The 21,750-nt window shown below is 75.3% G+C and carries 14 protein-coding genes; 2 read left to right on the top strand and 12 right to left on the bottom strand.

The window, feature by feature from the left end; genetic code table 11:
* Positions 1-250: 250 nt before the first annotated feature.
* Together H7H31_RS22450 and ahcY are read right to left on the bottom strand one after the other, a co-directional pair.
* Positions 251-865 carry a hypothetical protein gene (locus tag H7H31_RS22450; protein WP_187062856.1) on the bottom strand — a complete coding sequence of 205 codons (615 nt, stop codon included), beginning with the start codon at positions 863-865 and terminating at the stop codon, positions 251-253.
* A 194-nt stretch (positions 866-1,059) separates the two neighbouring features.
* Positions 1,060-2,520, bottom strand: a complete 1,461-nt coding sequence (gene ahcY / locus H7H31_RS22445; protein ID WP_187062855.1) for an adenosylhomocysteinase — start codon at positions 2,518-2,520, stop codon at positions 1,060-1,062.
* A 373-nt stretch (positions 2,521-2,893) separates the two neighbouring features.
* Here ahcY and H7H31_RS22440 point away from each other — a divergent pair, with 373 nt between their 5' ends.
* Positions 2,894-5,149, top strand: a complete 2,256-nt coding sequence (locus tag H7H31_RS22440) for a fructose-specific PTS transporter subunit EIIC (RefSeq protein WP_269475460.1) — start codon at positions 2,894-2,896, stop codon at positions 5,147-5,149.
* A 63-nt stretch (positions 5,150-5,212) separates the two neighbouring features.
* Here H7H31_RS22440 and H7H31_RS22435 read toward each other — a convergent pair whose 3' ends face one another.
* From H7H31_RS22435 to H7H31_RS22400, 8 genes are all read right to left on the bottom strand, one after another.
* Positions 5,213-6,169: a cation diffusion facilitator family transporter gene (locus H7H31_RS22435; protein ID WP_187062854.1), complete on the bottom strand. Its 957-nt coding sequence runs from the start codon at positions 6,167-6,169 to the stop codon at positions 5,213-5,215.
* A gap of 213 nt (positions 6,170-6,382) precedes the next feature.
* Positions 6,383-7,600, bottom strand: coding sequence for a mannose-6-phosphate isomerase, class I (manA, locus tag H7H31_RS22430; RefSeq protein WP_187062853.1), 1,218 nt, complete (start codon positions 7,598-7,600; stop codon positions 6,383-6,385).
* A gap of 279 nt (positions 7,601-7,879) precedes the next feature.
* Positions 7,880-9,316 carry an SIS domain-containing protein gene (locus H7H31_RS22425; RefSeq protein WP_187059997.1) on the bottom strand — a complete coding sequence of 479 codons (1,437 nt, stop codon included), beginning with the start codon at positions 9,314-9,316 and terminating at the stop codon, positions 7,880-7,882.
* A gap of 46 nt (positions 9,317-9,362) precedes the next feature.
* Positions 9,363-9,545, bottom strand: coding sequence for a Trm112 family protein (locus tag H7H31_RS22420; protein WP_176161937.1), 183 nt, complete (start codon positions 9,543-9,545; stop codon positions 9,363-9,365).
* A gap of 247 nt (positions 9,546-9,792) precedes the next feature.
* Positions 9,793-11,151 carry a phosphomannomutase/phosphoglucomutase gene (locus H7H31_RS22415; protein WP_187059996.1) on the bottom strand — a complete coding sequence of 453 codons (1,359 nt, stop codon included), beginning with the start codon at positions 11,149-11,151 and terminating at the stop codon, positions 9,793-9,795.
* A gap of 266 nt (positions 11,152-11,417) precedes the next feature.
* Entirely contained in the window at positions 11,418-13,043 is a 1,626-nt protein-coding gene (locus H7H31_RS22410) for an L-lactate permease (RefSeq protein WP_187060578.1), read from the bottom strand.
* A 161-nt stretch (positions 13,044-13,204) separates the two neighbouring features.
* Positions 13,205-13,759: a CAP family protein gene (locus H7H31_RS22405; RefSeq protein WP_187060577.1), complete on the bottom strand. Its 555-nt coding sequence runs from the start codon at positions 13,757-13,759 to the stop codon at positions 13,205-13,207.
* Between the two features lie 191 nt (positions 13,760-13,950).
* A complete protein-coding gene (locus tag H7H31_RS22400) occupies positions 13,951-14,385 on the bottom strand; it encodes a DUF3499 domain-containing protein (RefSeq protein ID WP_187060576.1) in 435 nt (144 codons plus the stop codon).
* 499 nt (positions 14,386-14,884) lie between these two features.
* Between H7H31_RS22400 and H7H31_RS34240 the strand changes: the two genes are divergently transcribed.
* The gene (locus H7H31_RS34240; protein ID WP_232110024.1) at positions 14,885-15,283 is read left to right on the top strand and encodes a metallopeptidase family protein; all 399 of its coding nucleotides are present in this window, start codon (positions 14,885-14,887) and stop codon (positions 15,281-15,283) included.
* Positions 15,284-15,488: 205 nt separating this feature from the next.
* On the opposite strand, the gene H7H31_RS22390 is transcribed toward H7H31_RS34240, so the two are convergent.
* On the bottom strand, positions 15,489-17,033 hold the full coding sequence (locus tag H7H31_RS22390; protein WP_187060574.1) for a DUF5719 family protein: 1,545 nt from the start codon (positions 17,031-17,033) through the stop codon (positions 15,489-15,491).
* Entirely contained in the window at positions 17,030-21,136 is a 4,107-nt protein-coding gene (locus tag H7H31_RS22385; protein WP_187118059.1) for a glycosyltransferase family 2 protein, read from the bottom strand. The genes H7H31_RS22390 and H7H31_RS22385 overlap by 4 nt, the downstream gene beginning before the upstream one ends.
* Positions 21,137-21,750: the final 614 nt, after the last annotated feature.

Raw genomic sequence — 21,750 nt, 5'->3', positions numbered from 1 at the left:
CTCATTCAGAATCGAAGGCGCCTCAGCGGAATCACATTCGCGCTAGAAGCGAGTTAGATGCTAACCATCAATCGCGGTTCTGTCGAACTCGCGGCAACCGTTAAAATCTACCTCCCCCTGAGTGCCGTGTCAACGGTCCCCTGGGGTGAACAGGAGGTTAGCAGGTCAGCGGGTGTTGACGCACATCGAGCGTCGGACCATCCGGGTGGGGCTGGCGTCCGGCCGGGCCGCGGGCATCGGCCCCGGAGCCTCAGGCGAATGAGGACGGCGGGGTGTCGAGGTCTTCCAGCTCGATGCCGGGGGCCGCGAGGACGACGTCGCCAGCGATGTGGATGCTGTGCTGCTCGCCGGTGTCCAACTCGTTGACCTGGTACTCGTCCACGATCAGTGGGTCGTTGTCAGTGCCGTGTGCTTCGCTGCTCAGCAGTGCCCAGGACTGGTCGAGGGTCCGGGGCGCCAGCACGGGGGCGGTGAGCGCGACGAGCCGCAGGCGGGCGGCGGGGGCGCCGGGGGTGAGGCGCAGGAGTCGGGTGGCGGCGACGAGGAAGGCGGGGGACGTACCGGTGAAGGCATGGGCGGCGGCGTTGCCTTCGGTGGCGTGTGCGCCGGAGGCGTCGGTGCGGACCCAACTGACGCCGTCGATGGCGGCGCCGCGGACGCGCCAGTCGGTGGCCTGGAGCTCCATCCGTAGTGGGCGGCCGAGCGCGTCGATGGCGAGGTCGACGGAGCCGGCGCGGTCGCCGGAGGCGGAGGTCACCTGGGAGACGTAGCGCCAGCCGGAGGGGCCGGGCGCGCAGTGGAACTGTTCTACGCCGAGGGGGGTGCGATCGTGCGGGTCATAGAGCGCATAGCGGCCACGGGGCATGGTGGGGTCCTTGACGAATGAGGGCCCGCCCGGCCGGAGGTGGCCGGGGCAGGCCCTCATGCTCCCCCGTTGGTGGCGGGAGCGTGGTGCTTACTGCTGGCTGACCGGTTGCCGCGCCCCGTCAGGGCGGTGCGGACCGTGGCGCGCGGGGCGCCGCGGCGTCGCTCGCCCGGTCCGGGGCGGCGGCGGGTGGATCAGTAGCGGTAGTGGTCGGGCTTGTACGGGCCCTCGACCGGGACGCCGATGTAGGCCGCCTGCTCGGGGCGGAGCGTGGTCAGCTTGGCGCCGAGGGCGTCCAGGTGCAGGCGGGCGACCTTCTCGTCGAGGTGCTTCGGCAGCACGTAGACGTCCGTCGGGTACGCCTCCGGCTTCGTGAACAGCTCGATCTGGGCGATCGTCTGGTTCGCGAAGGAGTTGGACATGACGAACGACGGGTGGCCGGTCGCGTTGCCCAGGTTCAGCAGGCGGCCCTCGGAGAGGACGATGATCTTCTTGCCCTCCGGGAAGGTCCAGGTGTGGACCTGCGGCTTGACCTCGTCCTTGACGATTCCGGGGATGGCGGCGAGGCCGGCCATGTCGATCTCGTTGTCGAAGTGGCCGATGTTCCCGACGATGGCCTGGTGCTTCATCTTGGCCATGTCGCTGGCCATGATGATGTCCTTGTTGCCGGTGGTGGTGATGAAGATGTCCGCCGTCTCCACCACGTCGTCCAGCGTGGCCACCTGGTAGCCGTCCATGGCCGCCTGGAGGGCGCAGATGGGGTCGATCTCGGTGACGATCACGCGGGCGCCCTGGCCGCGGAGCGACTCCGCGCAGCCCTTGCCCACGTCGCCGTAGCCGCAGATGACCGCGACCTTGCCGCCGATGAGGACGTCGGTCGCGCGGTTGATGCCGTCCACGAGGGAGTGGCGGCAGCCGTACTTGTTGTCGAACTTCGACTTGGTAACGGCGTCGTTGACGTTGATCGCCGGGAAGAGGAGGTCGCCGGCCTGGTGCATCTCGTACAGCCGGTGCACGCCGGTGGTGGTCTCCTCGGTCACGCCGCGGATCTCGGACGCGAGCTGCGTCCACTTCTGCGGGTTCTCGGCGAGGGTGCGGTTGAGGAGCTGGAGGATGACGCGGTGCTCGTCGTTCTCCGCGGTGGAGACGTCCGGGGCCGCGCCGGCCTTCTCGTACTCGACGCCCTTGTGGACCAGGACGGTGGCGTCGCCGCCGTCGTCGAGGATCATGTTCGGGCCGCCGGTGGCGGTGCCCGGCCAGGTCAGCGCCTGCTCGGTGCACCACCAGTACTCCTCGAGCGTCTCGCCCTTCCAGGCGAAGACGGGAATGCCCTGGGGGTTGTCCGGGGTGCCGTTCGGGCCGACGGCGACGGCCGCGGCGGCGTGGTCCTGGGTGGAGAAGATGTTGCAGGAGGCCCAGCGGACCTGGGCGCCGAGCGCCGCCAGCGTCTCGATGAGGACGGCGGTCTGCACGGTCATGTGCAGCGAGCCGGTGATCCGGGCGCCGGCGAGGGGCTGGGCGTCCGCGTACTCACGGCGGATCGACATCAGGCCCGGCATCTCGTGCTCGGCGAGGGTGATCTCCTTGCGGCCGAAGTCGGCCAGGGACAGGTCGGCGACCTTGAAGTCCCGGCCGTTGGCGTCGGCAGTCGACATGAATGCTGCTCCTCGTGCGTTGGGGATGGAGAGGTGTTCGGCTGGGCATGCGGCAGCGGACAGAGCTGTCCCCTTGTCGCAGCGCAGTCCGTCGGAGGCCCTCTCTCCCTCGGTCGGACCGCGAAGCGGACCGCCCGACCGCCATCAGCAGCGACGTCTGGCTGTCACGAATCTACACCGATCGGCCCAGCGAACCCCAGCCCCCTTGACCCGGGCGGGGCCGAAGCGGTGGTGTCTCGGCCGCGCCGTGGCGCGTTCCGGTCGGCTCGGCGCGACCGGGTCGGGTTGGTTGGGTCCGGGGTGTGTTCTCGGGGCGGCGGGCGCGGGACCATCCGCAGCACGTTCCGTCGCGACGACCGGTAAGGAGATCCACGTGACCACCAGTTCGGCCGATGCGCCTGGCGGCGCGGCGGCGGGCGGGCTCAGGCTGCTCGCGGTCACCGCCTGCCCGACGGGAATCGCCCACACGTACATGGCCGCCGAGAACCTGACTCGGGCCGCCGAGGCGCTGGGGCACCGGATCAAGGTGGAGACCCAGGTGGCGATCGGGGCTGAAAACGTACTGTCAGACAACGATGTCAGCAGTGCGGACGCCGTCATCATCGCCGCCGACAAAGACGTCGACCGGAGCAGGTTCGTCGGCAAGCCCGTGCTCGTGGTCGGGGTGTCCGAGGGCATCCACCGGCCCGAGGAGCTGATCGCACGGGCGCTGAGCGCCCCCGTCCACGGTGGCGAAGAGGTGGGAGGGCGCGCGCGGGACCGGGCGGGCGCCGGGCGCGACGCCGCGCACGCGCCGGGTGCGCCCGGCGGGCCGAGCGTGGCTGGTGTGCCGGCCGGTGGTGGTAGCGCTGGGGGTGCCGGGCGAGGTGGCGAGCGGAGTGTGACGTACAAGGCGCTGATGAACGGCGTCTCGTACATGATCCCGTTCGTGGTCGTGGGTGGGTTGCTGATCGCGGCCTCGCTGGCGCTGGGAGGGGAGACGACGCCCGAGGGGATCGTCATCCCCGACGGGTCGTTCTGGAAGGCCGTCAACGACATCGGCACGGTCGGTTTCGAGCTGATGATCCCGATTCTGGCCGGGTACATCGCGTACGCCATCGCCGACCGGCCCGCACTGGCGCCCGGGATGGTGGGGGGTTGGATCGCGGCGCACGGCGAGTTGTACGACTCGGAGGCGGGGGCGGGGTTCATCGGGGCGATCGTCGCCGGGTTCCTGGCCGGGTACCTGGTGCTGTGGATCAAGCGGGTGCGGGTGCCCCGGTTCGTCCAGCCGATCATGCCCGTGATCGTCATCCCGATCCTGGCCACCACGGCGCTCGGGCTCTTCTTCGTCCACGTCCTGGGCAACCCGATCGCCTGGGTCTTCGAGCACCTCACCGACTGGCTCGGCGAGCTGACCGGCACCAGCGCGGCGCTGCTCGGCGTCATCCTCGGCCTGATGATCAGCTTCGACATGGGCGGGCCGGTCAACAAGACGGCCTTCCTGTTCGGTGCCGGTCTGGTCGCCGAGAACCCCGAGATCATGGGCATGTGCGCGGCGGCCATTCCGGTACCGCCGCTCGGGCAGGGCCTGGCCACGCTGATCCGCCGCCGGCTCTACGACGGCCAGGAGCGCGAGACCGGGCTGGCGGCGCTGTTCATGGGCTTCTTCGGGATCACCGAGGGCGCGATCCCGTTCGCGGCGGCCCGCCCGGCGCGGGTCATCCCGGCGAACCTGCTGGGCGGCGCGGCGGCCGGAGCCGTCGCCGGGCTGGCCACGGTCACGGACGCGGTGCCGCACGGCGGGCCGATCGTGGCGGCGTTCGGGGCCGTGGGCGGCACGCCGATGTTCCTGGTGGCGGTCGCGATCGGCACGCTGGTCACGGCCCTGACGACGGTGGCCCTGCTGTCACTGGAGGCCGGGGAACGGGTGACGGGTGCGCTGGGTGTGGCAGGCGGGGCGTCCATGACGGGTGTGGCTTATGCGGGGCGGGGAGGGCCGGCTGCGGGGCGTACGACAGGGGCGCCAGCCGAGGCGGTGCGTACGGCGGGAGCGTCGGCGGAGACGGGGCGTACGACAGAGGCGCCGGCCGAGGCCGTCCGTACGGGGTCGGAGTCGGTGTCGGCGCCGGAACCCGCCGCTGCTCCCGCGCCCGTACCCGCGCCCGCTTCCGCTCCCGTCGAGGCCGGGGCGGCAGGTTTGGCGCGGTACGTGTCGCGGGACAGCGTCGCGGGAGGGCTCGTGGCGACGGATCGGGACGGGGCGATCCGCGAGCTGGCGGCGTTGGTGGCGCGGTCCGGGCGGGTCGCCGACGTGGCCGCGTTGGAACGGGCCGCCCTGGAGCGGGAGGAACAGGGGTCAACCGGGCTCGGCGCGGAGATCGCCGTTCCGCATGCGAAGACCGATGCGGTGACCGCGCCCGTGGTCGGCTTCGCGCGCTCGGCCGAGGGCATCGAGTGGGGCTCGCTCGACGGCACCCGGGCCCGGCTGATCTTCATGATCGCCGTGCCCGAGGCCGCCGCGGGCGACGAGCACCTGCGCATCCTCGCGCGGTTGGCACGGGCGCTCACGGATGCCGGCTTCCGCGCGCGGTTGCGGGACGCCCCGGACCCGGCGGCGATCATGGAGGTGCTGGCAGAGATCCCGTGACCGGGACGCCCCGGCGCGGCCTCGCCCCCACTCCCCCGGCCACCGGCCGAGGCGCCCCGCGGGTCAGGGGGCCGTCGGCTTGGTGGGGGAGGCGCCGGACGCGGCGGCGGTGGCGCTGTAGATGTCCGGCTCCAGGTAGATGACGCGGGCGATCGGGACGGCGGCGCGGATGCGTTCCTCGGCGGCGTCGATGGCCGCGGCCACCTCCGTCGCCGTGTCGTCGTGGCGTACCGCGATCTTGGCGGCGACCAGCAGTTCCTCCGGGCCGAGGTGCAGCGTGCGCATGTGGATCAGGCGGGTGACGGTCTCGCCGTCGACCACGGCCGACTGGATCGCCTCCACCTGGTCCGTGTCGGCCGCCTCGCCGAGCAGCAGCGACTTCGTCTCGGCCGCGAGCACGATGGCGATCAGGACGAGGAGGATGCCGATGCACAGGGTCCCGATGCCGTCCCAGACGCCGTCGCCGGTGGCGAGGGCGAGGCTGACGCCGCCGAGCGCGAGGATGAGGCCGACCAGCGCGCCGAGGTCCTCGAGGAGGACGACGGGGAGTTCGGGGGCCTTGGCGCGGCGGATGAACTGGGACCAGCTCAGCGCGCCACGTACCTGGTTGGACTCCTTGATCGCGGTGCGGAAGGAGAACGTCTCGGCGATGATCGCGAAGACGAGCACGCCGACCGGCCAGTACCAGTGCTCGATCTCGTGCGGGTGCTTGATCTTCTCGTAGCCCTCGTAGAGCGCGAAGACGCCGCCGATGGTGAACAGCACGATGGAGACGAGGAAGCCGTAGATGTAGCGCTCGCGGCCGTATCCGAAGGGGTGCTGCGGGGTCGCCTCCCGCTTGGCCTTCTTGCCGCCGAGGAGCAGCAGACCCTGGTTGCCCGAGTCGGCCAGCGAGTGCACGCCCTCGGCGAGCATGGACGACGAGCCGCTGAACGCGAAGGCCACGAACTTGGCCACCGCGATGGCCAGGTTGGCGCCCAGTGCGGCGACGATCGCCTTGGTTCCGCCCGATGCACTCATATGTGCCAGATGTCCCTTCCGCCCGTGTCCGCCTGGCGCCTGACGCGGGGTCGGCGCTTTACGGCTGCTTTACGGCGGGCCATTGTTGCAGCCTCCGGAGGCGAAGCGGTGTCAGGGCGCGGCGTTCGGGTGCGGGTGGGATGTCGGGCGGGTGTCGGCGGGGTGCGTTTCGGCCGCCGGCCCGGCGGGGCGCGGGCCGGCGGGGCCGGGGTGTCAGAGGGCGAGTGTGGCGCGGTAGAGCGTGCCCTCGCCGGTGAGTTCGACGGCCTCGGGGGCGGGCACGTAGGCCGACTCGCCCTGGGCCAGGCGCAGTTCGGTGGCCGCGCCGGGGGCCGTCGGGCCCTGGCCGCGCAGCGTGATGTGGCCCGCGGTGCAGAGCAGGAGCTGCGGGGCGCCGGTCGGCAGCGGGCGGGGGGCGGCATCGGCGGGCAGGACGTAGCGGGAGAGCCGGAACTCGTCGATGGGCGTCGCGTAGACCTCCGCGCCGTCCGGGTCGGCCTCGGGGCGCAGCACGCCGGGCGGGGCGCTCTCGAACCGTACGATCCGCAGCAGCTCGGGGACGTCGACGTGCTTGGGGGTGAGGCCGCAGCGCAGCACGTTGTCGGAGTTGGCCATGAGTTCGACGCCGAGGCCGCTGAGGTAGGCGTGCGGGACGCCGGCGCCCAGGTAGAGCCCCTCGCCGGGCTGGAGCCTGACGTGGTTGAGCAGCATGCCGGCGATCACGCCGGGGTCGCCGGGGAAGGCGCGGGCGACGGTGGCGTACGCGGCGTAGGCGTCGGCGTGCGGGCCGCCCGCCGCGGCCAGCCGGGTGGCGGCCTCGGTCGCCTCGGTGACGGTGGCGGCCATGGCCTCGCGGTCGGCGCTGAGGACGGCGGTGAGCACCTCGCGCAGCGCGTCGGTGTCCGGCATGGCGCGCAGGATGTCCACGTACGGCTTGAGCGAGTCCACGTCGAGCGCGGCGAGCAGGTCGGCGGCCTCGGCGGGGGGTCGGAAGCCGCACAGGCCGTCGAAGGGGGTGAGCGCGCAGATCAGTTCGGGCTTGTGGTTGGCGTCCTTGTAGTTGCGGTGCGGGGCATCGATGGGCACGCCGCGCCGCTCCTCGTCGGCGAAGCCGGCCCTGGCCTGCTCCAGATCCGGGTGCACCTGGAGGGAGAGCGGGACCTGTGCGGCCAGCACCTTGAGCAGGAACGGCAGTCGGTCGCCGAAGCGGCGGACGGCCTCCGGGCCGAGTTCGGCCTCCGGGTCCGCGGCGATGACCTCGTTGAGGCCGACGGGGCCCGCGCCCCGGTCGACGTGCGAGGGCGCGCCCGGGTGGGCGCCCATCCACAGTTCGGCCTGCGGCTCGCCGGTCGGCTCGGTGCCGAGGAGTGCGGGGATGGCGGTGACGGAACCCCAGGCGTAGGGGCGCACGGTGTTGGCGAGGCGGTCCATGTGGGGGTTCCTGACTCTCGGTGGCGTACCGGCGCCGGTGGGGTCGGGCGGGGCCGGGGCGGCCCGGGCGGCGTGGCACGCGGGCCGGCGGCGTGCGCCGGACGGGGCCCGGACCCGGGCCCGGGCGGGGCGAGCGGGTGAGCGACGCGGGCCGGGGCGGGTTCCGGGTACCGGTGACGGGACGCTGTGGTGGTTGTGGGCGGCGGGTTGCCGGGGGTGGGTGTGGCGTGCGGGGTTACGCGGCCGACGGGTTGCCGACGGGTGCGTACCCCGCGGTGTTCATGATCCCCCTGCGCCGGCAAGCGCCAGGTAAACGGCGGCGAAATCCGTGATGGCGAGAAGCTCGGCCGCGCGTTCCACGGCGTGCTCCGCGGTGGGTTCGAGTTCGCTGATCGGGGTGTCGTGCGAGAGCGCGAGCTCGCGGGCGGCCGGCGCGGCCGACAGGTCGGCGGTGACCGCCGGGGCGTCAGAGGCGTCGGCGGCCTGCCGGTCGCGGAGCAGCACGACGCGGGCCCGCAGCGCCTCCGGCTCCTCCACCCGGTCCCGGAAGAAGTCGTCCGGGTCGGCCCCGCCGGCGAACGGGCTGGTCAGCAGCGCGCCGTGGACCCGCAGCGCGTCGGGCAGCTCCGCGGTGAGCGCGGGTCGGCCGGCCACCGCGCCGAGCAGCCGGGCGAAGCGGCGGCCGACGGCCGCCGCGACCTCGCCCTCGGTCCACACCAGCGGCAGCGCGTCGGCGAGTTCGGCGGCGAGCGACTTGGCGGGGTTGCGGTAGGTGGCCTGGGCGGGGCCGCAGCGCTCGGCGACCTGGTCGAGCCGGTCGGCGACGCGTTGCAGCGTCTCGGGCGGCGCGTGCACCAGGCCGATCCGGTCGACGAGGGCGAGCAGCGGCGTGAGCACGGCCCACAGCGCGCCGGGCGAGGGGTCCGCGGGGTAGGGGTTGGTGCGCTGGGCCGCCGGGGGCTCGCCCGCGCCGTGCGGGTGGGCGCCGAGGGCTCCGACCGCGGGCGGTTCGGGCCTGGGGTGGGCCTCGCCGGGGGCCAGCGGGGGCGGGTTGGTGCCGCCCTCGCCGGGCGCGGGCCGCTCGGTCTCCTCGGGCTGGTCGGCGCCGGGTGCCCCCGGCCGCTCGGCGTGCGGGGTACCAGGCGGGGTCGGGTCCGCGCCGTACGGGTCGACGTCGGTCGGCGGCTGGCCGTACCCGGTGCCGGGGTCCGGCTCGCGCAGCGCGGCCGGCGTGGTCGGCAGGTGCAGGCCACGGGCGCGCTCGACGGCCTCGACCAGCGGGGTGCCGCTCGGGGTGAGGGCCACCACGGTGCAGCCGCGCCGGTACGCCTGGTCGAGCAGGACGGCCAGGCCCGGTTCGGAGCCGTCCGGGCTGGTCACGGCCAGCAGGTCGAGCGGGCCCGCCCAGCCGGGCAGGGTCCAGCGCAGGGCGCCGGCGGCGGGCGCGACGCCGGTGGGGCGGATCAGGGTGACGGGCACGCTGCCGCCGGTGAGGGCGCCGAGCAGGTCGGCGGTGCACTCCGCCACGCTCCCGGGGCCCGCCACCAGGACCGCGCGGGGCCGGCCGTCGGGCTGGAGGTCCGCGATGCCCGCCTCGGCGGCGTACCGGGCGGCCGTGCGCACCCGCGCGCCGGACTCGGCGGCGCCGCGCAGCAGGCCACGGGTATCAGCGCGGGCCAGGGCCTCGGGGGCGTCCAGGAGCGATTCGTCGAGCATGGTGCGTCGGCCTCCGATCGCCGTGGGGCGTGCGCGCGGTACGCGGTCAGGCGGGGCGGCGTGCCTCGTCCACCAGGAGTACGGGGATGCCGTCCCGGATCGGGTAGGCCAGGCCGCAGCCCGCGCCCTCGCAGACCAACTCCGGCTCGGCCGCCGCCGACTCGTCCCGCAGCGGGGCGTGGCACGCCGGGCAGGCGAGGATCTCCAGGAGGCTGGCTTCGACCGGCATGGTCTTCCCTTCGGGACGGGCACAGTGCTGTGCGGCCCAGGGTACCGCCGCCCAGCGGGCCGAGCGTGCGACGGGCACGGGGCCGCGACGGCGCGCGCGGCCGCCGGCCGGGGCCCGGCCGTGGGCCGGCGCGGGGGCGGGGCAGGCTGCGGGAGGGGCGCGGGGCTACGGGATGTGCGCGAGGGTCCGTACGACGGCGTCGTACGGACCCTCGCGGGCGTGCCCAGGGCCTGGCCGCCAGGGCGGGCTAGGCGCGGACGATGGCGAGGACCTCGTCGCGCACCTGGGCCACCGTCTGCGCGTCCCGGGCCTCCACGTTCAGTCGCAGCAGCGGCTCCGTGTTGGAGGCGCGGAGGTTGAACCACCAGGTGGGGGCGGTGACGGTCAGGCCGTCCAGCTCGTCGAGCTGGACGTCGGGGCGCTGTTCGAAGGCGGCCCTGACGGCGGCGGCCCGGCCCGGCTGGTCGGCGACGGTGCTGTTGATCTCGCCGGAGGCGGCGTACCGGTCGTAGCGGGCGACGAGCTGGGAGAGCGTGCCGTCCTGCTCGCCGAGCGCGGCCAGCACGTGCAGCGCGGCCAGCATGCCGGTGTCGGCGTTCCAGAAGTCGCGGAAGTAGTAGTGCGCCGAGTGCTCGCCGCCGAAGATCGCGCCGGTACGGGCCATCTCCGCCTTGATGAAGGAGTGGCCCACGCGGGTGCGCACGGCCGTGCCGCCGGCCTCCTTCACGACCTCGGGCACGGACCAGGAGGTGATGCAGTTGTGGATGACCGTGCCGCCCGGGTGCTTGGCCAGCTCGCGCTCGGCGACCAGCGCGGTGATCGCCGACGGCGGGACCGGCTCGCCCCGCTCGTCCACGACGAAGCAGCGGTCGGCGTCGCCGTCGAAGGCCAGCCCGAGGTCGGCGCCGACCTCTCGGACCTTCGCCTGGAGGTCGACGATGTTCTTGGGGTCGAGCGGGTTGGCCTCGTGGTTGGGAAACGTTCCGTCGAGTTCGAAGAAGAGCGGGACCAGCTCGATCGGCAGGCCGTCGAAGACGGTGGGGACGGTGTGGCCGCCCATGCCGTTGCCCGCGTCCACGACCACCTTCAGCGGGCGGCTGGCGGTCAGGTTCACCAGGGTGCGCAGGTGGTGGGCGTAGTCGGCGAGCACGTCGCGCTGGGTGAGGGTGCCGGGGGTGGCCGCGCTCGGCGGCGCGCCCTCGGTGGACCAGCGCTCGACCAGGGCGCGGATCTCGGCGAGGCCGGTGTCCTGGCCCACCGGGGCGGCGCCGGCGCGGCACATCTTGATGCCGTTGTACTGGGCCGGGTTGTGGCTCGCGGTGAACATCGCGCCGGGCAGGTCGAGCGCGCCACTGGCGTAGTACAGCTCGTCCGTCGAGCACAGCCCGATCTCGGTGACGTCCACGCCGCGCGCGGCGGCGCCCTCGGCGAAGGCCCGCGAGAGCCCGGGGGACGACGGGCGCATGTCGTGGCCGACGACCACTGCGTTTGCGCCCGTCACTTGTGCGAAGGCAGCGCCGAAGAGTGCGGCCAGCGTCTCGTCCCACTGGTCGGGGACGACCCCACGCACGTCGTACGCCTTCACGAGCTGCGACAGATCAGCCACGGCCTACTCCTTCTGGGCGATGTTGAAGGGTGCCAAATCTACCGGTGGGAGGGTGAACGCCTGCCGGCCGGTGGCCCCCGCGGGCACGGCTACCGCCGCGGCGGCGGCCCCACGCTACGCCCGCGCCCCGCCGCCCCCGTACGGAGTCGGCCACCTCCGCCGCCATGGGCCACCCGGGTGACGGGGCGGCGGGGGCCGACGGGGGCGGCCGGGCCGGCGGCGGTGTCGGGGCCGGCGGCGAGGGTGGTAAGGGGCGCCCCGCGCCCTCACGGCAGCGTCCAGCCCAGTACCGGCGTGCTCTGGGCCAGCACGATGAGGCACATCACGAGGAGCAGCCCCAGGCTCCATGGCAACACCTTGCGCAGCAGGTCGCCCTCGCGGCCCGTCAGGCCCACGGCGGCGCAGGCGATGGTGAGGTTCTGCGGCGAGACCATCTTGCCGAGCACGCCGCCGGAGCTGCCCGCCGCCGCCAGCAGCTCGGGCGGGAGGCCGGACTCGCGGGCGGCGGTGACCTGGAGCCCGCCGAAAAGCGCGTTGGCCGAGGTGTCCGAGCCGGTGACCGCGACGCCGAACCAGCCGAGCACCGGCGAGAGGAAGGCCAGCCCGCCGCCGGCCGCCGCGACGAAGTGGCCGATGGTGGCCGCCTGGCCGGACAGGTTCATCACGTACGCGAGCGCGAGCACCGAGGTCACGGTCACGATCGCGGCGCGCAGCTCCCGGACGGTGGCCAGCCACTCGCCGAGCGCCGCCCGTGGGGGAACCCGCAGCACCCGGGCCGTGCCGAGGCCGGCGAGCAGTACGAGCGTGCCGCCCGTGGCCAGCAGCGGCAGCGCGAACACGTTGGCGCCGAGCCGCTGTCCCTCGGCACTCGCCGCGTCGAGGAACGGCCAGTCGAACCGCTGGGTGGCCCGGTCGAGCAGCTCCTTGACCGGGCCGAGCTGCGCGACCGAGAAGACCGCGACGATCAGGGCGTACGGGGCGTAGGCGCGCAGCACCTCGGGGCGCGGGTCCACCCGGTCCACGTCCGCGTCGTCCGCGTCGTGCGCGCCGGTGAGCACGGCCGCGCGGACCTGCTCGGTGGCCGGGCGGCGGGCGGACGGGGTGGCGACCAGGGCGGCGGCGCCGGCGAGCGCGGCGCCGATGTCGGCGAGCTGGGACGAGAGGTAGTTCGCCGCCGCGAACTGTGCGACTGCGAAGGCGAGGCCGCAGGCGAGCGCGGGACGCCAGGTCTCGCGCAGCCCGCGCCGGCCGTCCACGAGGGCCACCAGGAGGAGCGGCACCAGCAGCGCGAGCAGCGGGGTCTGCCGCCCGACGACCGCGGCGACGGTGTCCAGCGGCAACTCGGTGACCTGCGCGAGGGTGACCACGGGGGTGCCCATGGCGCCGAAGGCGACCGGCGCGGTGTTGGCGACCAGGGCGACCACCGCCGCCCTGACCGGGTCGAAGCCGAGCGCGACCAGCATCACCGAGCAGATCGCCACCGGCGCGCCGAACCCGGCCAGCGCCTCGAGGAGCGCCCCGAAGCAGAACGCGATCACCAGCGCCTGCACCCGGGGGTCGTCCGAGAGCCGGCCGAAGGAGCGGCGCAGCACGTCGAAGTGGTCGGTGCGCACCGTCATCCGGTACACCCACAGGGCGTTCACGACGATCCACAGGATGGGGAAGAGCCCGAACAGCGCGCCCTGCGCCGCGCCGGACACGGTCTGCCCGACGGGCATGTCGTACGCGCCCCAGGCGACGAGCCCGGCGATGGCGAGGCCGGCCAGCCCGGCGCGGGGTGCGCGGACGCGCGCCGCGCCGAGCAGCGTGAGGACGGTGGCGAGCGGAAGGGCGGCGACGAGCGCGGACAGGGCGAGCGAACCGGCGACCGGCTCCAGTTGCGGCACGAACAAGCGGACCTCCCGGGGTGGAGGAATGGTCGTGTCCGCGACAAGGTGGCGTCAACACGGCATGCCGGCGCCCGGCCCCGGGCCCGCGACCGGCGGGGCCGTCGCGGTCGCGGGCGGTGGAGCGGGGGTCGGCCCGCCCCGGGCGGGACGTCAGCGGGGCGGGGTCACCTGGGGGCCGGGACGTTCGCGGCGAACTGGCCGACGTAGTTGCCGGGCGGGCTGTAGTTCACGACGACGTACGTCTTGTTCCGCGCCTTCGCCAGCCCCACGCCCATGCCGCGGCTGCTCTTCCACACCGCCTGGGTGAAGTTGCCCCACTTGGAGAAGGTGCTCATGTCGGGCTCGCGGCCGTAGTACGTGTACTCCCTGACCTGGTTGTACCAGGCGTCGGCCACCTGGGCGCCGCTCGGCGAGGCGCCGTCCGAGCTCCACGCGTAGTGCAGGTTCTCGCCGTACTTGTTGTTGGGCCGGTGCGCGAAGTTTCCGGACTTCGCCATCTGGTCCGCCCACTCCTGGGCCCACCGGCTGATCGCGGGGTCGAGGACCAGCGGCGGGACGCCGTGGCGGGCCCGCTGGGCGTTGGTGCGTTCCAGGAGCTGTCGGTCGAAGGCCGGGGTGGGCGCGGGGGTGGCGGGGGTGGCCAGCGTGAGGGTCGCCGTCACGGCCGCCATCGCGGCCAGCGCGCCGCGCGGGGCGGTACGTCGGATCGTCGTCTTCATGCAGCCGTAACGAGGCCACGCCAGCCGCGTCACCCGCGCGGGAGCGGGCGAGGCGTTCGACCGGGGGCCTCGGCAGCGGCCCGGATCTCGGGAGCGGGTGCGCAGTGTGCGATCAGGGCTGCGTGGGAGCGCTCGGCGCGGCGGCGGAGCGGGCGGGCCGGGGTGGCGCGGGGACGGTCCGGGGGTCGGCGTCAGGAGTCGGGAGAGCGGAGGACCCGCAGGTGGGCGCGGCGGGCGACCTCCATGGGGTCGGCCTCGCGGCCGTGCGGCGGGCCGGCGCCCGGCGCTCCGGGGCCACGGTCGTGCGGGCGGGCGGCCTCACGTACCGCGTTGGCGAGCGCTTCGAGGTCGTCACCGCTGGGTCTGGTGGGGCCGGTGTCCACGGCGAGCCGGACGACCTCCCAGCCGCGCGGCGCGGTGAGGCGCTCCGAGTGCTCCGAACACAGGTCGTAGCAGTGCGGCTCGGCGTAGGTGGCGAGCGGTCCGAGGACCGCGGTGGAGTCCGCGTAGACGTACGTCAGCGTCGCGACGGCGGGACGGCCGCACGCGGTGCGCGAACAGCGACGTACAGGGCTCACGACGTTGGACGGTACCGCACTCTTGAACGGGCCGCGAAGACTCTCCATGACCTCACTCCACCGTGTCGTCCTCATTCATCTTATGAACCCGGCGGCCAGCCAACCAGCCTGACCTGCGTAAGGCCAGCGATCGCAGGATTTCGCCGGGGATGATTCCTGTCACCATGCGATCCCATTGACGTGTGCGTGCGCGCGCTCGGGCCGCCAGGAGGCGCCGTCATGTGAACGCGAACATGGCTGGAATGTTCATCCCTTGACAGGGTGCGTCACGCGGCGCAGCCACGTGTACGCGGGCGCCCGGCGGCTACTCTCGTCAGTGATGGACACCCCTGTACCTCCCCCGCCCGGCGCTGGGGGCACGCCCACCCCGTCCAGTGCCGGGGACGCCGCCCGCAGCCCGGCCGACGCCCGGGACGCCGGCGCCGCGTCGGCCGACGCCGGCGGGCCCCGCGCGCGCGGCGGTGCCGCCCGCGCGACGGGCGGTGCCGGGGACGCTCCGGCGCCGGCCGGACCGCGCCCGCGACGCCGGGACCGGCACGGCCGCGGCATGCGCGGGCCGATCGCACCGCCGCAGGTGCCGCTGTCGATCAGCCGCGCGGACGCCTTCGACGACCTGGTGCACGACTCGGCCGAGCGGCTGGGGCGGCGCTGGCCGCAACTGTCCGGCGTCGACTTCTCCGTCCGCGACGTGCCGGGTGTCGAGGCCGGCGCCGGCGACGGGCTCGGTCCCGGGGCGTGGAGCGACGACGCCGTGCCGCTCGGCCGGTTCATCGCCGGTGAGGGCGAGCGCCCGGCGCGGATCGTGGTCTTCCGCCGCCCGATCGAGATCCGTACCAAGAGCCGCGACGAGCGCGCGCTGCTCGTGCACGAGGTCGTCGTCGAGCAGGTCGCCGAGTTGCTGGGGCTCGCGCCCGAGTCGGTCGATCCGCGCTACGGACAGGACTGAAGCACCACCGGCTTCCGCCCCGAAGCCGCCAGCTTCCGCTCCCAAGCCGCCAGCCTCCGCCTCGAATGCGTCCGCGTCCGAATGGTTTCGGCCATTTCCGAACCTCGCCGCGGACCGCGATCCGCCCGGCCGCGCTCCCCCGCGACCGACCGGTCTCGGCCATCGCGCGGCGTCCCGCGGCCGGGAATCGCCTCCCGGCCCGGGCTCAGTCGTCGTTGAGCAGGGACAGGTCCTGGTTGCCGCGCGGCACCGCGACCGTGCCCCGGTCGTCCGGCAGCCCCTGGATGGTGAACATCGGCATGCCGCCCGCCTCCACCTCAAGCAGCCGGGACGCGTACACCGGCCCGCCGTCCAGGCGCTCGACCGTCACCGCGTAGGAGCCCTTCGCGCCGTCGGGGCGGGGCGGGTCGAGGGCGAGCGTCGTACCGGCCTTGACCGTGACCTCCCGGCTGGCCGGGCCGCCGCCCTGGCTCCCGGCCGACGAGGTGACCCGCACGGTCGCGGCCTCGTCGGGCGCGGTCAGGGTCAGCGTGCTGCCCTTGGACCGGTTGTCGGCCACCGTGCCGCGGCTCTCGATCGGCGTGGAGGCCGGGATGAACGCCGTCTCCTGCTGGTCGCCCTTGCCCCGCGTCACGCGCAGCGCGGCCACGAACGGCGCCGCGCCGCTGCCCTGCGGCGTGAGCACGAGCGAGCCCGGCTCGCCCTTGGTGAGGTCGCCGAGGTCGATCGCGCTGGTCATCCGGCTCTTGACGCTCAGCTTCTCGTGGCCGGCCGGGGTGAGGGAGCCGGAGGGGCCGGAGAGCTGGATCTTCAGGTCGGCGTCGCCCGAGCCCGTGGCGTAGGCGACCAGCCGGACCGAGGTGGCGTCCTTCGGGATGCCGGGGAGCACCGCGCGGGTGCCGGGCGGGGCCGCGGCCGGCAGCCAGTCGCTGCCGATGTTGGCGTCCACGGCCTGCACGCTGGCGCCGATGCGACCGGAGCGCACCGCCGCGTGCAGGGTCACGTTGATGGTCGGCTTGCTGACCAGGGTGGAGAGCAGTACGGGCTTGGTGGAGTGCGGCGGGATGTTGATCGACTCGCCGCTGGGCGCCTCCAGCCGGCCGTTCTCGCCGTACAGCTCCAGGTCGACCACCGCCTGGGTGCTGTCGGGGTTGGTGAGGTGGACGTAGTCCTGCCGGTCGCCCGCGGTGCTCACGCCGGGGAACCAGAAGTCGGTGCCGGGGGCGACGCAGGAGGCGCCGAGCAGGCCGCGCCCGTCGCCCGCGGTCACGGCGGTGGTCTGCTGCACGGTCCAGCCCGGGGCGAGCGCGCCGTCCGCGACGCCGATCAGCGCGGGCGCGTCGGAGCGCGAGGTGTCCTCGGAGACCGGCGTCCCGGGCTTGGCCAGCGGCACCACCGGGTCGCCGGTCAGCGCGTCCCCGCGCGCGTCGCCCTTGCCCCGGTCGCCGTCCTCGCCTCCGTCGTCGGCGGGGTGCGCGGGGAGCAGCTCGGCCGCGCCCTTGTCATCGCCCCCCTGGCCCGGTGCTTGCGGGGTGTAGGCGGTGTACGTGGTCTCGCCGAGTTCGGACGAGGTGGGCGCGGGGCACACCAGCGCGGAGCGCTCGACCGGCATCCGGGCCGCGGCTGCCGCCCGGGTGCCGCCCGGGCCGGACTTCGGGTCGGCGTCGGAGTCCCCGGTCATCGACGCGACGCCGGTGATGGCGGCCAGGGCGGTGACGGCGGCGAGCAGGGACAGGGTGGTGCGGTTCATGCCTGGCTCCCGTCGCGGCGGGGCCCGGGGATGGTGCCGTCGCCGTACGTCGTGTCGTCCTGCCCGGCCGACCCCGCGCCCGGGTCGGCGTCCGGGTAGGGCTGCTGACCGTAGCCGTAGGGGTCGTAGCCGCTCTGGTAGCTCCCGTTGCCGTACGGGTCGGCCTGGCCGGGCTGGTAGCCGCCCGGGTAGCCGGGCGCCTGGTCGCCGGGGGCGGGCTGGCCCGGGTAGCCGGCGTCGGCGCCCTGCGCGTACGGGTCCTGGTAGGGCTGCTCGTACGGCGGGGGGCCGGGCTGGCTGGGCTGGTCGGGGGCGTACCCGGGTCCGTCGTCCCACTGCTGGCCGTAACTCTGCTGCTCGAAGCCCTGCTGCTCGAAGCCCGGCTGCCCGAAGCCCTGTCGCGGCGCGGCGTACGGGTCGACCAGCGGCGTGCCCTGGACGGGCGTCGCGGTCGGGTCGCCGGTCGGGGCGGCCGGCGGCGGGGGTGCCTGCGGCGGCAGGGGCGGGGCCGGCGGTCCTGACCCGTCCGGCGGGACCCAGCCGGGCCGCGGGTCGGGGCCCGCGCCGTCGGGGGCGGGGTCCGCGCCGGGCTCCGCAGCGTCGGGGCGGGGGGCGCCGGCCGCCTCGGCGGCGGCCCGCAGCCGTCGCGCCCGGCGGCCCTCGCCGGCCGGGGGCTGCGCCGCGGCGCCGTCGACCGGGCCGGGCGCGCCGGCCACCGCGCCGGGGGCGGCGGCTGCCGGGGCGGCCGGGGCGTCGGCCGCCGGCAGGTCGTCGTCCATCTCGCGTCGCCGCCCGGGCAGCGCGAGCACCAGGAGCACCAGGGCGAGCAGCCCCTGGGCCCACACCCACAGCGTGTGGCTGGTCGGCGTCTCGTACGTGAGGGAGAGCCGGCCGCCGGTGGCGGGCAGTTCGAAGCCCTGGGCCCAGCCGTCCACGGTGGTCCGCTGGAGTTCCCTGCCGTCGAGGGTGGCCCGCCAGCCGGGCGCGGCCTCGTCGGCGACGCGCAGCACCCGTCCCTCCGGCCCGTCGGGCACGGTGCCGTGCGCCGAGACGGGGCCGGCCGCGACCGGAACCGGGACGGCCGTCGCGTCGCCCGCGCCGGCGTCGGCCTTCGCGGGCGGCATGACGGCGACCCGGGACACCCGCTGGTCCACGCGCCACAGGGCGCTGCCGTCCTGCTGGCTGAGCCGGGTCAGGCCCGGGGTCGTGTCCAGGACCCGGGCGAACTGGCGCGGGGCGCTGTCGCGGACCAGCACGTAGCGCACGGCGTAGCCGCCGAGTTCGCTGGTCTGGTCGGCCCCCGAGCCGGCGACCAGGTTGGCCACGACGCTGTCGAACCGCTGGTCGCCACCGGCCTCGGTGGCGGCCTCGGCGTCGCCGAGCCGCGCGCCGGAGCCGCGCACCAGGATGTAGTCGACCCGCGCGGCGCTGCCGTCGAGGACCAGGGTGCGGGCCTGGTCGCGGGTGCGGGCCTCCTCGGCGACGAAGGCCGGGACCTGCACCGGGTCGCGCCGCTCGATCGGCCCGTCGGCGCCGCCCAGCATCCAGGCGCAGGCGGCGACGAGCGGCGCGAGGCCGGCGGCGAGCGCGATGAGCGCGGCGACCGGCTGCCGCCAACCGAAGCTCTGCTCGGCGACGCGGGCCCGGGCGCCCTCGGCGCCCACCAGGCCCGCGCACAGCAGCGCGAGGCCGTAGACCAGGGTCGCCGGGCCGGCCCAGCGGTCGCCGCCGGCCAGCGCCGCGAACAGGAAGCCGGTCAGCGCCACCGCCCACGCGGCGCGCACCGCGAGCTGCCGCTCGGAGCGCAGCAGCGCGGCGAGCGCGGCCAGCAGCACGCCGACCATGAGCAGCGCGCCGGGCGCGCCCGGGCCGCCGGGGGTCAGGGTGAGCAGTTCGAGTGCGGAGGCGCCGCCGGTCGCGTGGTCGAGCCCGGCCTCGTCGAACAGCCGGCCCGGGTGCGTGAGCAGCGACAGCGACCAGGGGGCGAGCACGAGCAGCGGGGTGAGCGCGACGGCCAGGAAGCGGGTGCCGTACGCGAGGAGTTGGCCGACCCCGCCGCGGGCGCCGCGCAGGACGAGCACGCCGGCGCCGGTGACCATCGCGATCGGCCACACCACCGGCGTGAACGCCATGGTGAAGGTGAGCAGCAGGGCGTACGCCCACACCGCCCGCCAAGAGGGCACCTGCCGCGCGGCCCCGCCGGCGCCGCGCGGCAGGGTCAGCCCGGCGGCGGCGACGGCGGCGCGCGCCATGAGCGGCAACAGCACGGCGAGCACGGCGGTGCCGAGCCGCCCGCTGGCCAGCGCGCCCGTGGTGGCGGGCAGGAACGCGTACGCGACGCTGGCCCAGGCGCGCAGCAGCCGGGAGCCGATCAGCGGCCGGGAGGCGAAGTAGGCGCTGAGCCCGGCCAGCGGGACCGAGCAGACCAGGAGCAGGGTGAGGGTGAAGCCGGTGCTGCCGAGGAAGAGGGTGGCCAGCGCGGCGAGGACGGCCAGGTAGGGCGGGCCGGCCTCGGCGGAGCCGACGCCGACGGGCTGCCAGGTGTCGGTGTAGCGGGCCCACAGGTCGCCGACGTCGGCGGGCGCGGGCAGCAGGGCGCCGCCGGCCAGCGAGCCGCCGCCGATCAGGTCGCGGCAGGCGACGAGGGAGATGAGCAGCAGCGCGACGAAGAGCACCGGGCCCGGCTTGCGGGCGACCCGCTTGAGCCGAGTGAACTGCTCGACCTCCAGGAAGTCGGCGTCGTCGCCGCCGGGCCCGGACTCGACGGCCCCGTGCCGGCCGCCGGCCGCGGTCTCCGGCTCGGAGCGCCCGCCGACGCTGCTGGCGAGTTGTTCGACGGTGGCCCGGACGGTCGCGCCGGGCGGCGGGAACAGCGGGCGCAGTTCGCTCGCCGCCACCGCTGGCCGGCCGCGCGCCCGCCGCGCCGCGAGCACCCGCTCGGGGCGCAGCAGTACGGTGCACAGCCCGGCGAACTCGTCCACGGCCTGCCCGGGGGCCTTGCCCACCAGGTAGCCGAGGGTGCGCAGCAGGGTGCCGAGGACGACGCGCGCGAAGACGTAGGGGAGCAGCGCGCCGCGGGTGTTGGCGAGCAGCGCGTAGACGGCGCCGGCCTTGTCGACGCGGTGCGGCGACGAGCCACGGGGCGCGAGACGGCGCAGGGCCGAGCCCTGCTCGCCGTCGGCGGGGGCGGTGCGGCCGGCGCGGCCCACGCAGTCGATGGGGCGCCGCTCGCGCGCGGCGGCCTCCGCGTGCCGCAGCACGGCGTCCGGGGCGACGAGCACCTGGTGGCCCAGGGCCTGGGCGCGCCAGCACAGGTCCACGTCGTCGCGCATGAGCGGGAGGCGGGCGTCGAAGCCGCCGAGTTCGTCCCACACGTCGCGTCGGATGAGCATGCCGGCGCTGGAGACGGCGAGCACGGGCCGCACCTGGTCGTGCTGGCCCTGGTCCTGCTCGCGGCGCTCCAGACCGGTCCAGCGGCGCCCGCTGCGGGCGATGCTGACGCCGACTTCGAGCAACTGCCGTTTGTCGTACCAGCTCCGCAGCTTGGGCCCGATGATGGCCGCCCGGGGGCTGGCGTCGGCGACGCGCAGCAACTCGGCCAGGGCGGTGGGCTCGGGGGCGCAGTCGTCGTGCAACAGCCACAGCCACTGCACGGGTTCGCCGTGCGGCAGCTCGGGCATGTCGTACGCGTCGTCGCGCCAGGTGCGGGTGGCCGGGTCCCAGCCGCTGGGGCGTTTGAGGTACGGCAACTGGTCCGGCGTCAGCACCGGGGCCGTGCGCACCGCTTCGTCGACGGCCGTGCCGAAGCCGCTGCGGCGCGCGAGGTGCAGGACCCGTTCCTGGCCGAGCGCGTCGGTGAGCAACTGGGCGGACGTGTCGGCGCTGCCGGTGTCGGCGCCCACCGCGTACTGCACCGGGCGCTCCTGGCCGAACAGGCCGGCCAGCGCGTCCGGCAGCCAGCGGGCTCCGTCGTGGGAGACGAGTACGGCGGTGACCACGTGCCGCGGGAACTCGGGCGTGGCAGACGCCGCGCCCGCGTGGGTGGGCGCGAACTCGGTGGGTGCGGCCGGGTAGGAGGCCGCCGGTTGGCTGTGCACGGACATCGAGGTACGGGCCCCGGTTCGCTGGACTGCGGTGGACGCGTGGGCCCCGCTGGGGCGCCGGTGCGTCTCGGACGGGCCCCCACACTAACGGCTTGGCCGCCCGGCCCCGTCGCGCTGTCCGTGCCGGCCCCTCGGCCCGCGCGCCCGGGTCGCGTCGCCGCTCCGCCCGGGCCGCGTCCCGAACCCCGCGCGCCCGGGGCGCGTACCGCCGCGTGCACGGCGCTCGCGCGCGCGGGGGGCCGCATACGGCCGGGCCGCGCCCGCTGGCGGGGCCGCTGAGCCGCACCGGTTCGGAGGGCGGCGCGCGCCCGAGCCCCCACCCCGCTCCCACCCGCCCCACGAGCCCGCGGGCCAGATGCGGCCGGGCACCGCTCGGATACGTTCACTTCGCGCACCGCATCGGACACCGACATGTCCCGCCTTGTCCCGACACACCCGGCGCCATCTCCCGTACGCATGTCCGCGCCGCACGGGCCGAGCGCCCGGCCGGGGACCCGACGCCGCGTCAGCGAGCGGCGCGCACGCGGCCGTCCCGGGCTCGGCGGCGGAGAGCGGGCCCGACCCCGGCCGCGGGGTGGGCCCGGCGCGTACCGGCGTCACCGGTAAGAGGGACG

Source organism: Streptomyces buecherae, assembly GCF_014295035.1.
GTDB lineage: Bacteria > Actinomycetota > Actinomycetes > Streptomycetales > Streptomycetaceae > Streptomyces > Streptomyces youssoufiensis.
The sequence above is the reverse complement of the archived record's forward strand: the minus strand, read 5'-3'. Positions and strand labels throughout refer to the sequence as shown.

Coding starts and splice junctions, on each gene's coding strand:
- H7H31_RS22425 (WP_187059997.1), bottom strand. CDS start 9,316: ATGCTCGACGAATCGCTCCTGGACGCCCCCGAGGCCCTGGCCCGCGCT.
- H7H31_RS22390 (WP_187060574.1), bottom strand. CDS start 17,033: ATGAACCGCACCACCCTGTCCCTGCTCGCCGCCGTCACCGCCCTGGCC.
- H7H31_RS34240 (WP_232110024.1), top strand. CDS start 14,885: ATGCGCGGGCCGATCGCACCGCCGCAGGTGCCGCTGTCGATCAGCCGC.
- ahcY (WP_187062855.1), bottom strand. CDS start 2,520: ATGTCGACTGCCGACGCCAACGGCCGGGACTTCAAGGTCGCCGACCTG.
- H7H31_RS22450 (WP_187062856.1), bottom strand. CDS start 865: ATGCCCCGTGGCCGCTATGCGCTCTATGACCCGCACGATCGCACCCCC.
- manA (WP_187062853.1), bottom strand. CDS start 7,600: ATGGACCGCCTCGCCAACACCGTGCGCCCCTACGCCTGGGGTTCCGTC.
- H7H31_RS22435 (WP_187062854.1), bottom strand. CDS start 6,169: ATGAGTGCATCGGGCGGAACCAAGGCGATCGTCGCCGCACTGGGCGCC.
- H7H31_RS22385 (WP_187118059.1), bottom strand. CDS start 21,136: ATGTCCGTGCACAGCCAACCGGCGGCCTCCTACCCGGCCGCACCCACC.
- H7H31_RS22400 (WP_187060576.1), bottom strand. CDS start 14,385: ATGGAGAGTCTTCGCGGCCCGTTCAAGAGTGCGGTACCGTCCAACGTC.
- H7H31_RS22405 (WP_187060577.1), bottom strand. CDS start 13,759: ATGAAGACGACGATCCGACGTACCGCCCCGCGCGGCGCGCTGGCCGCG.
- H7H31_RS22420 (WP_176161937.1), bottom strand. CDS start 9,545: ATGCCGGTCGAAGCCAGCCTCCTGGAGATCCTCGCCTGCCCGGCGTGC.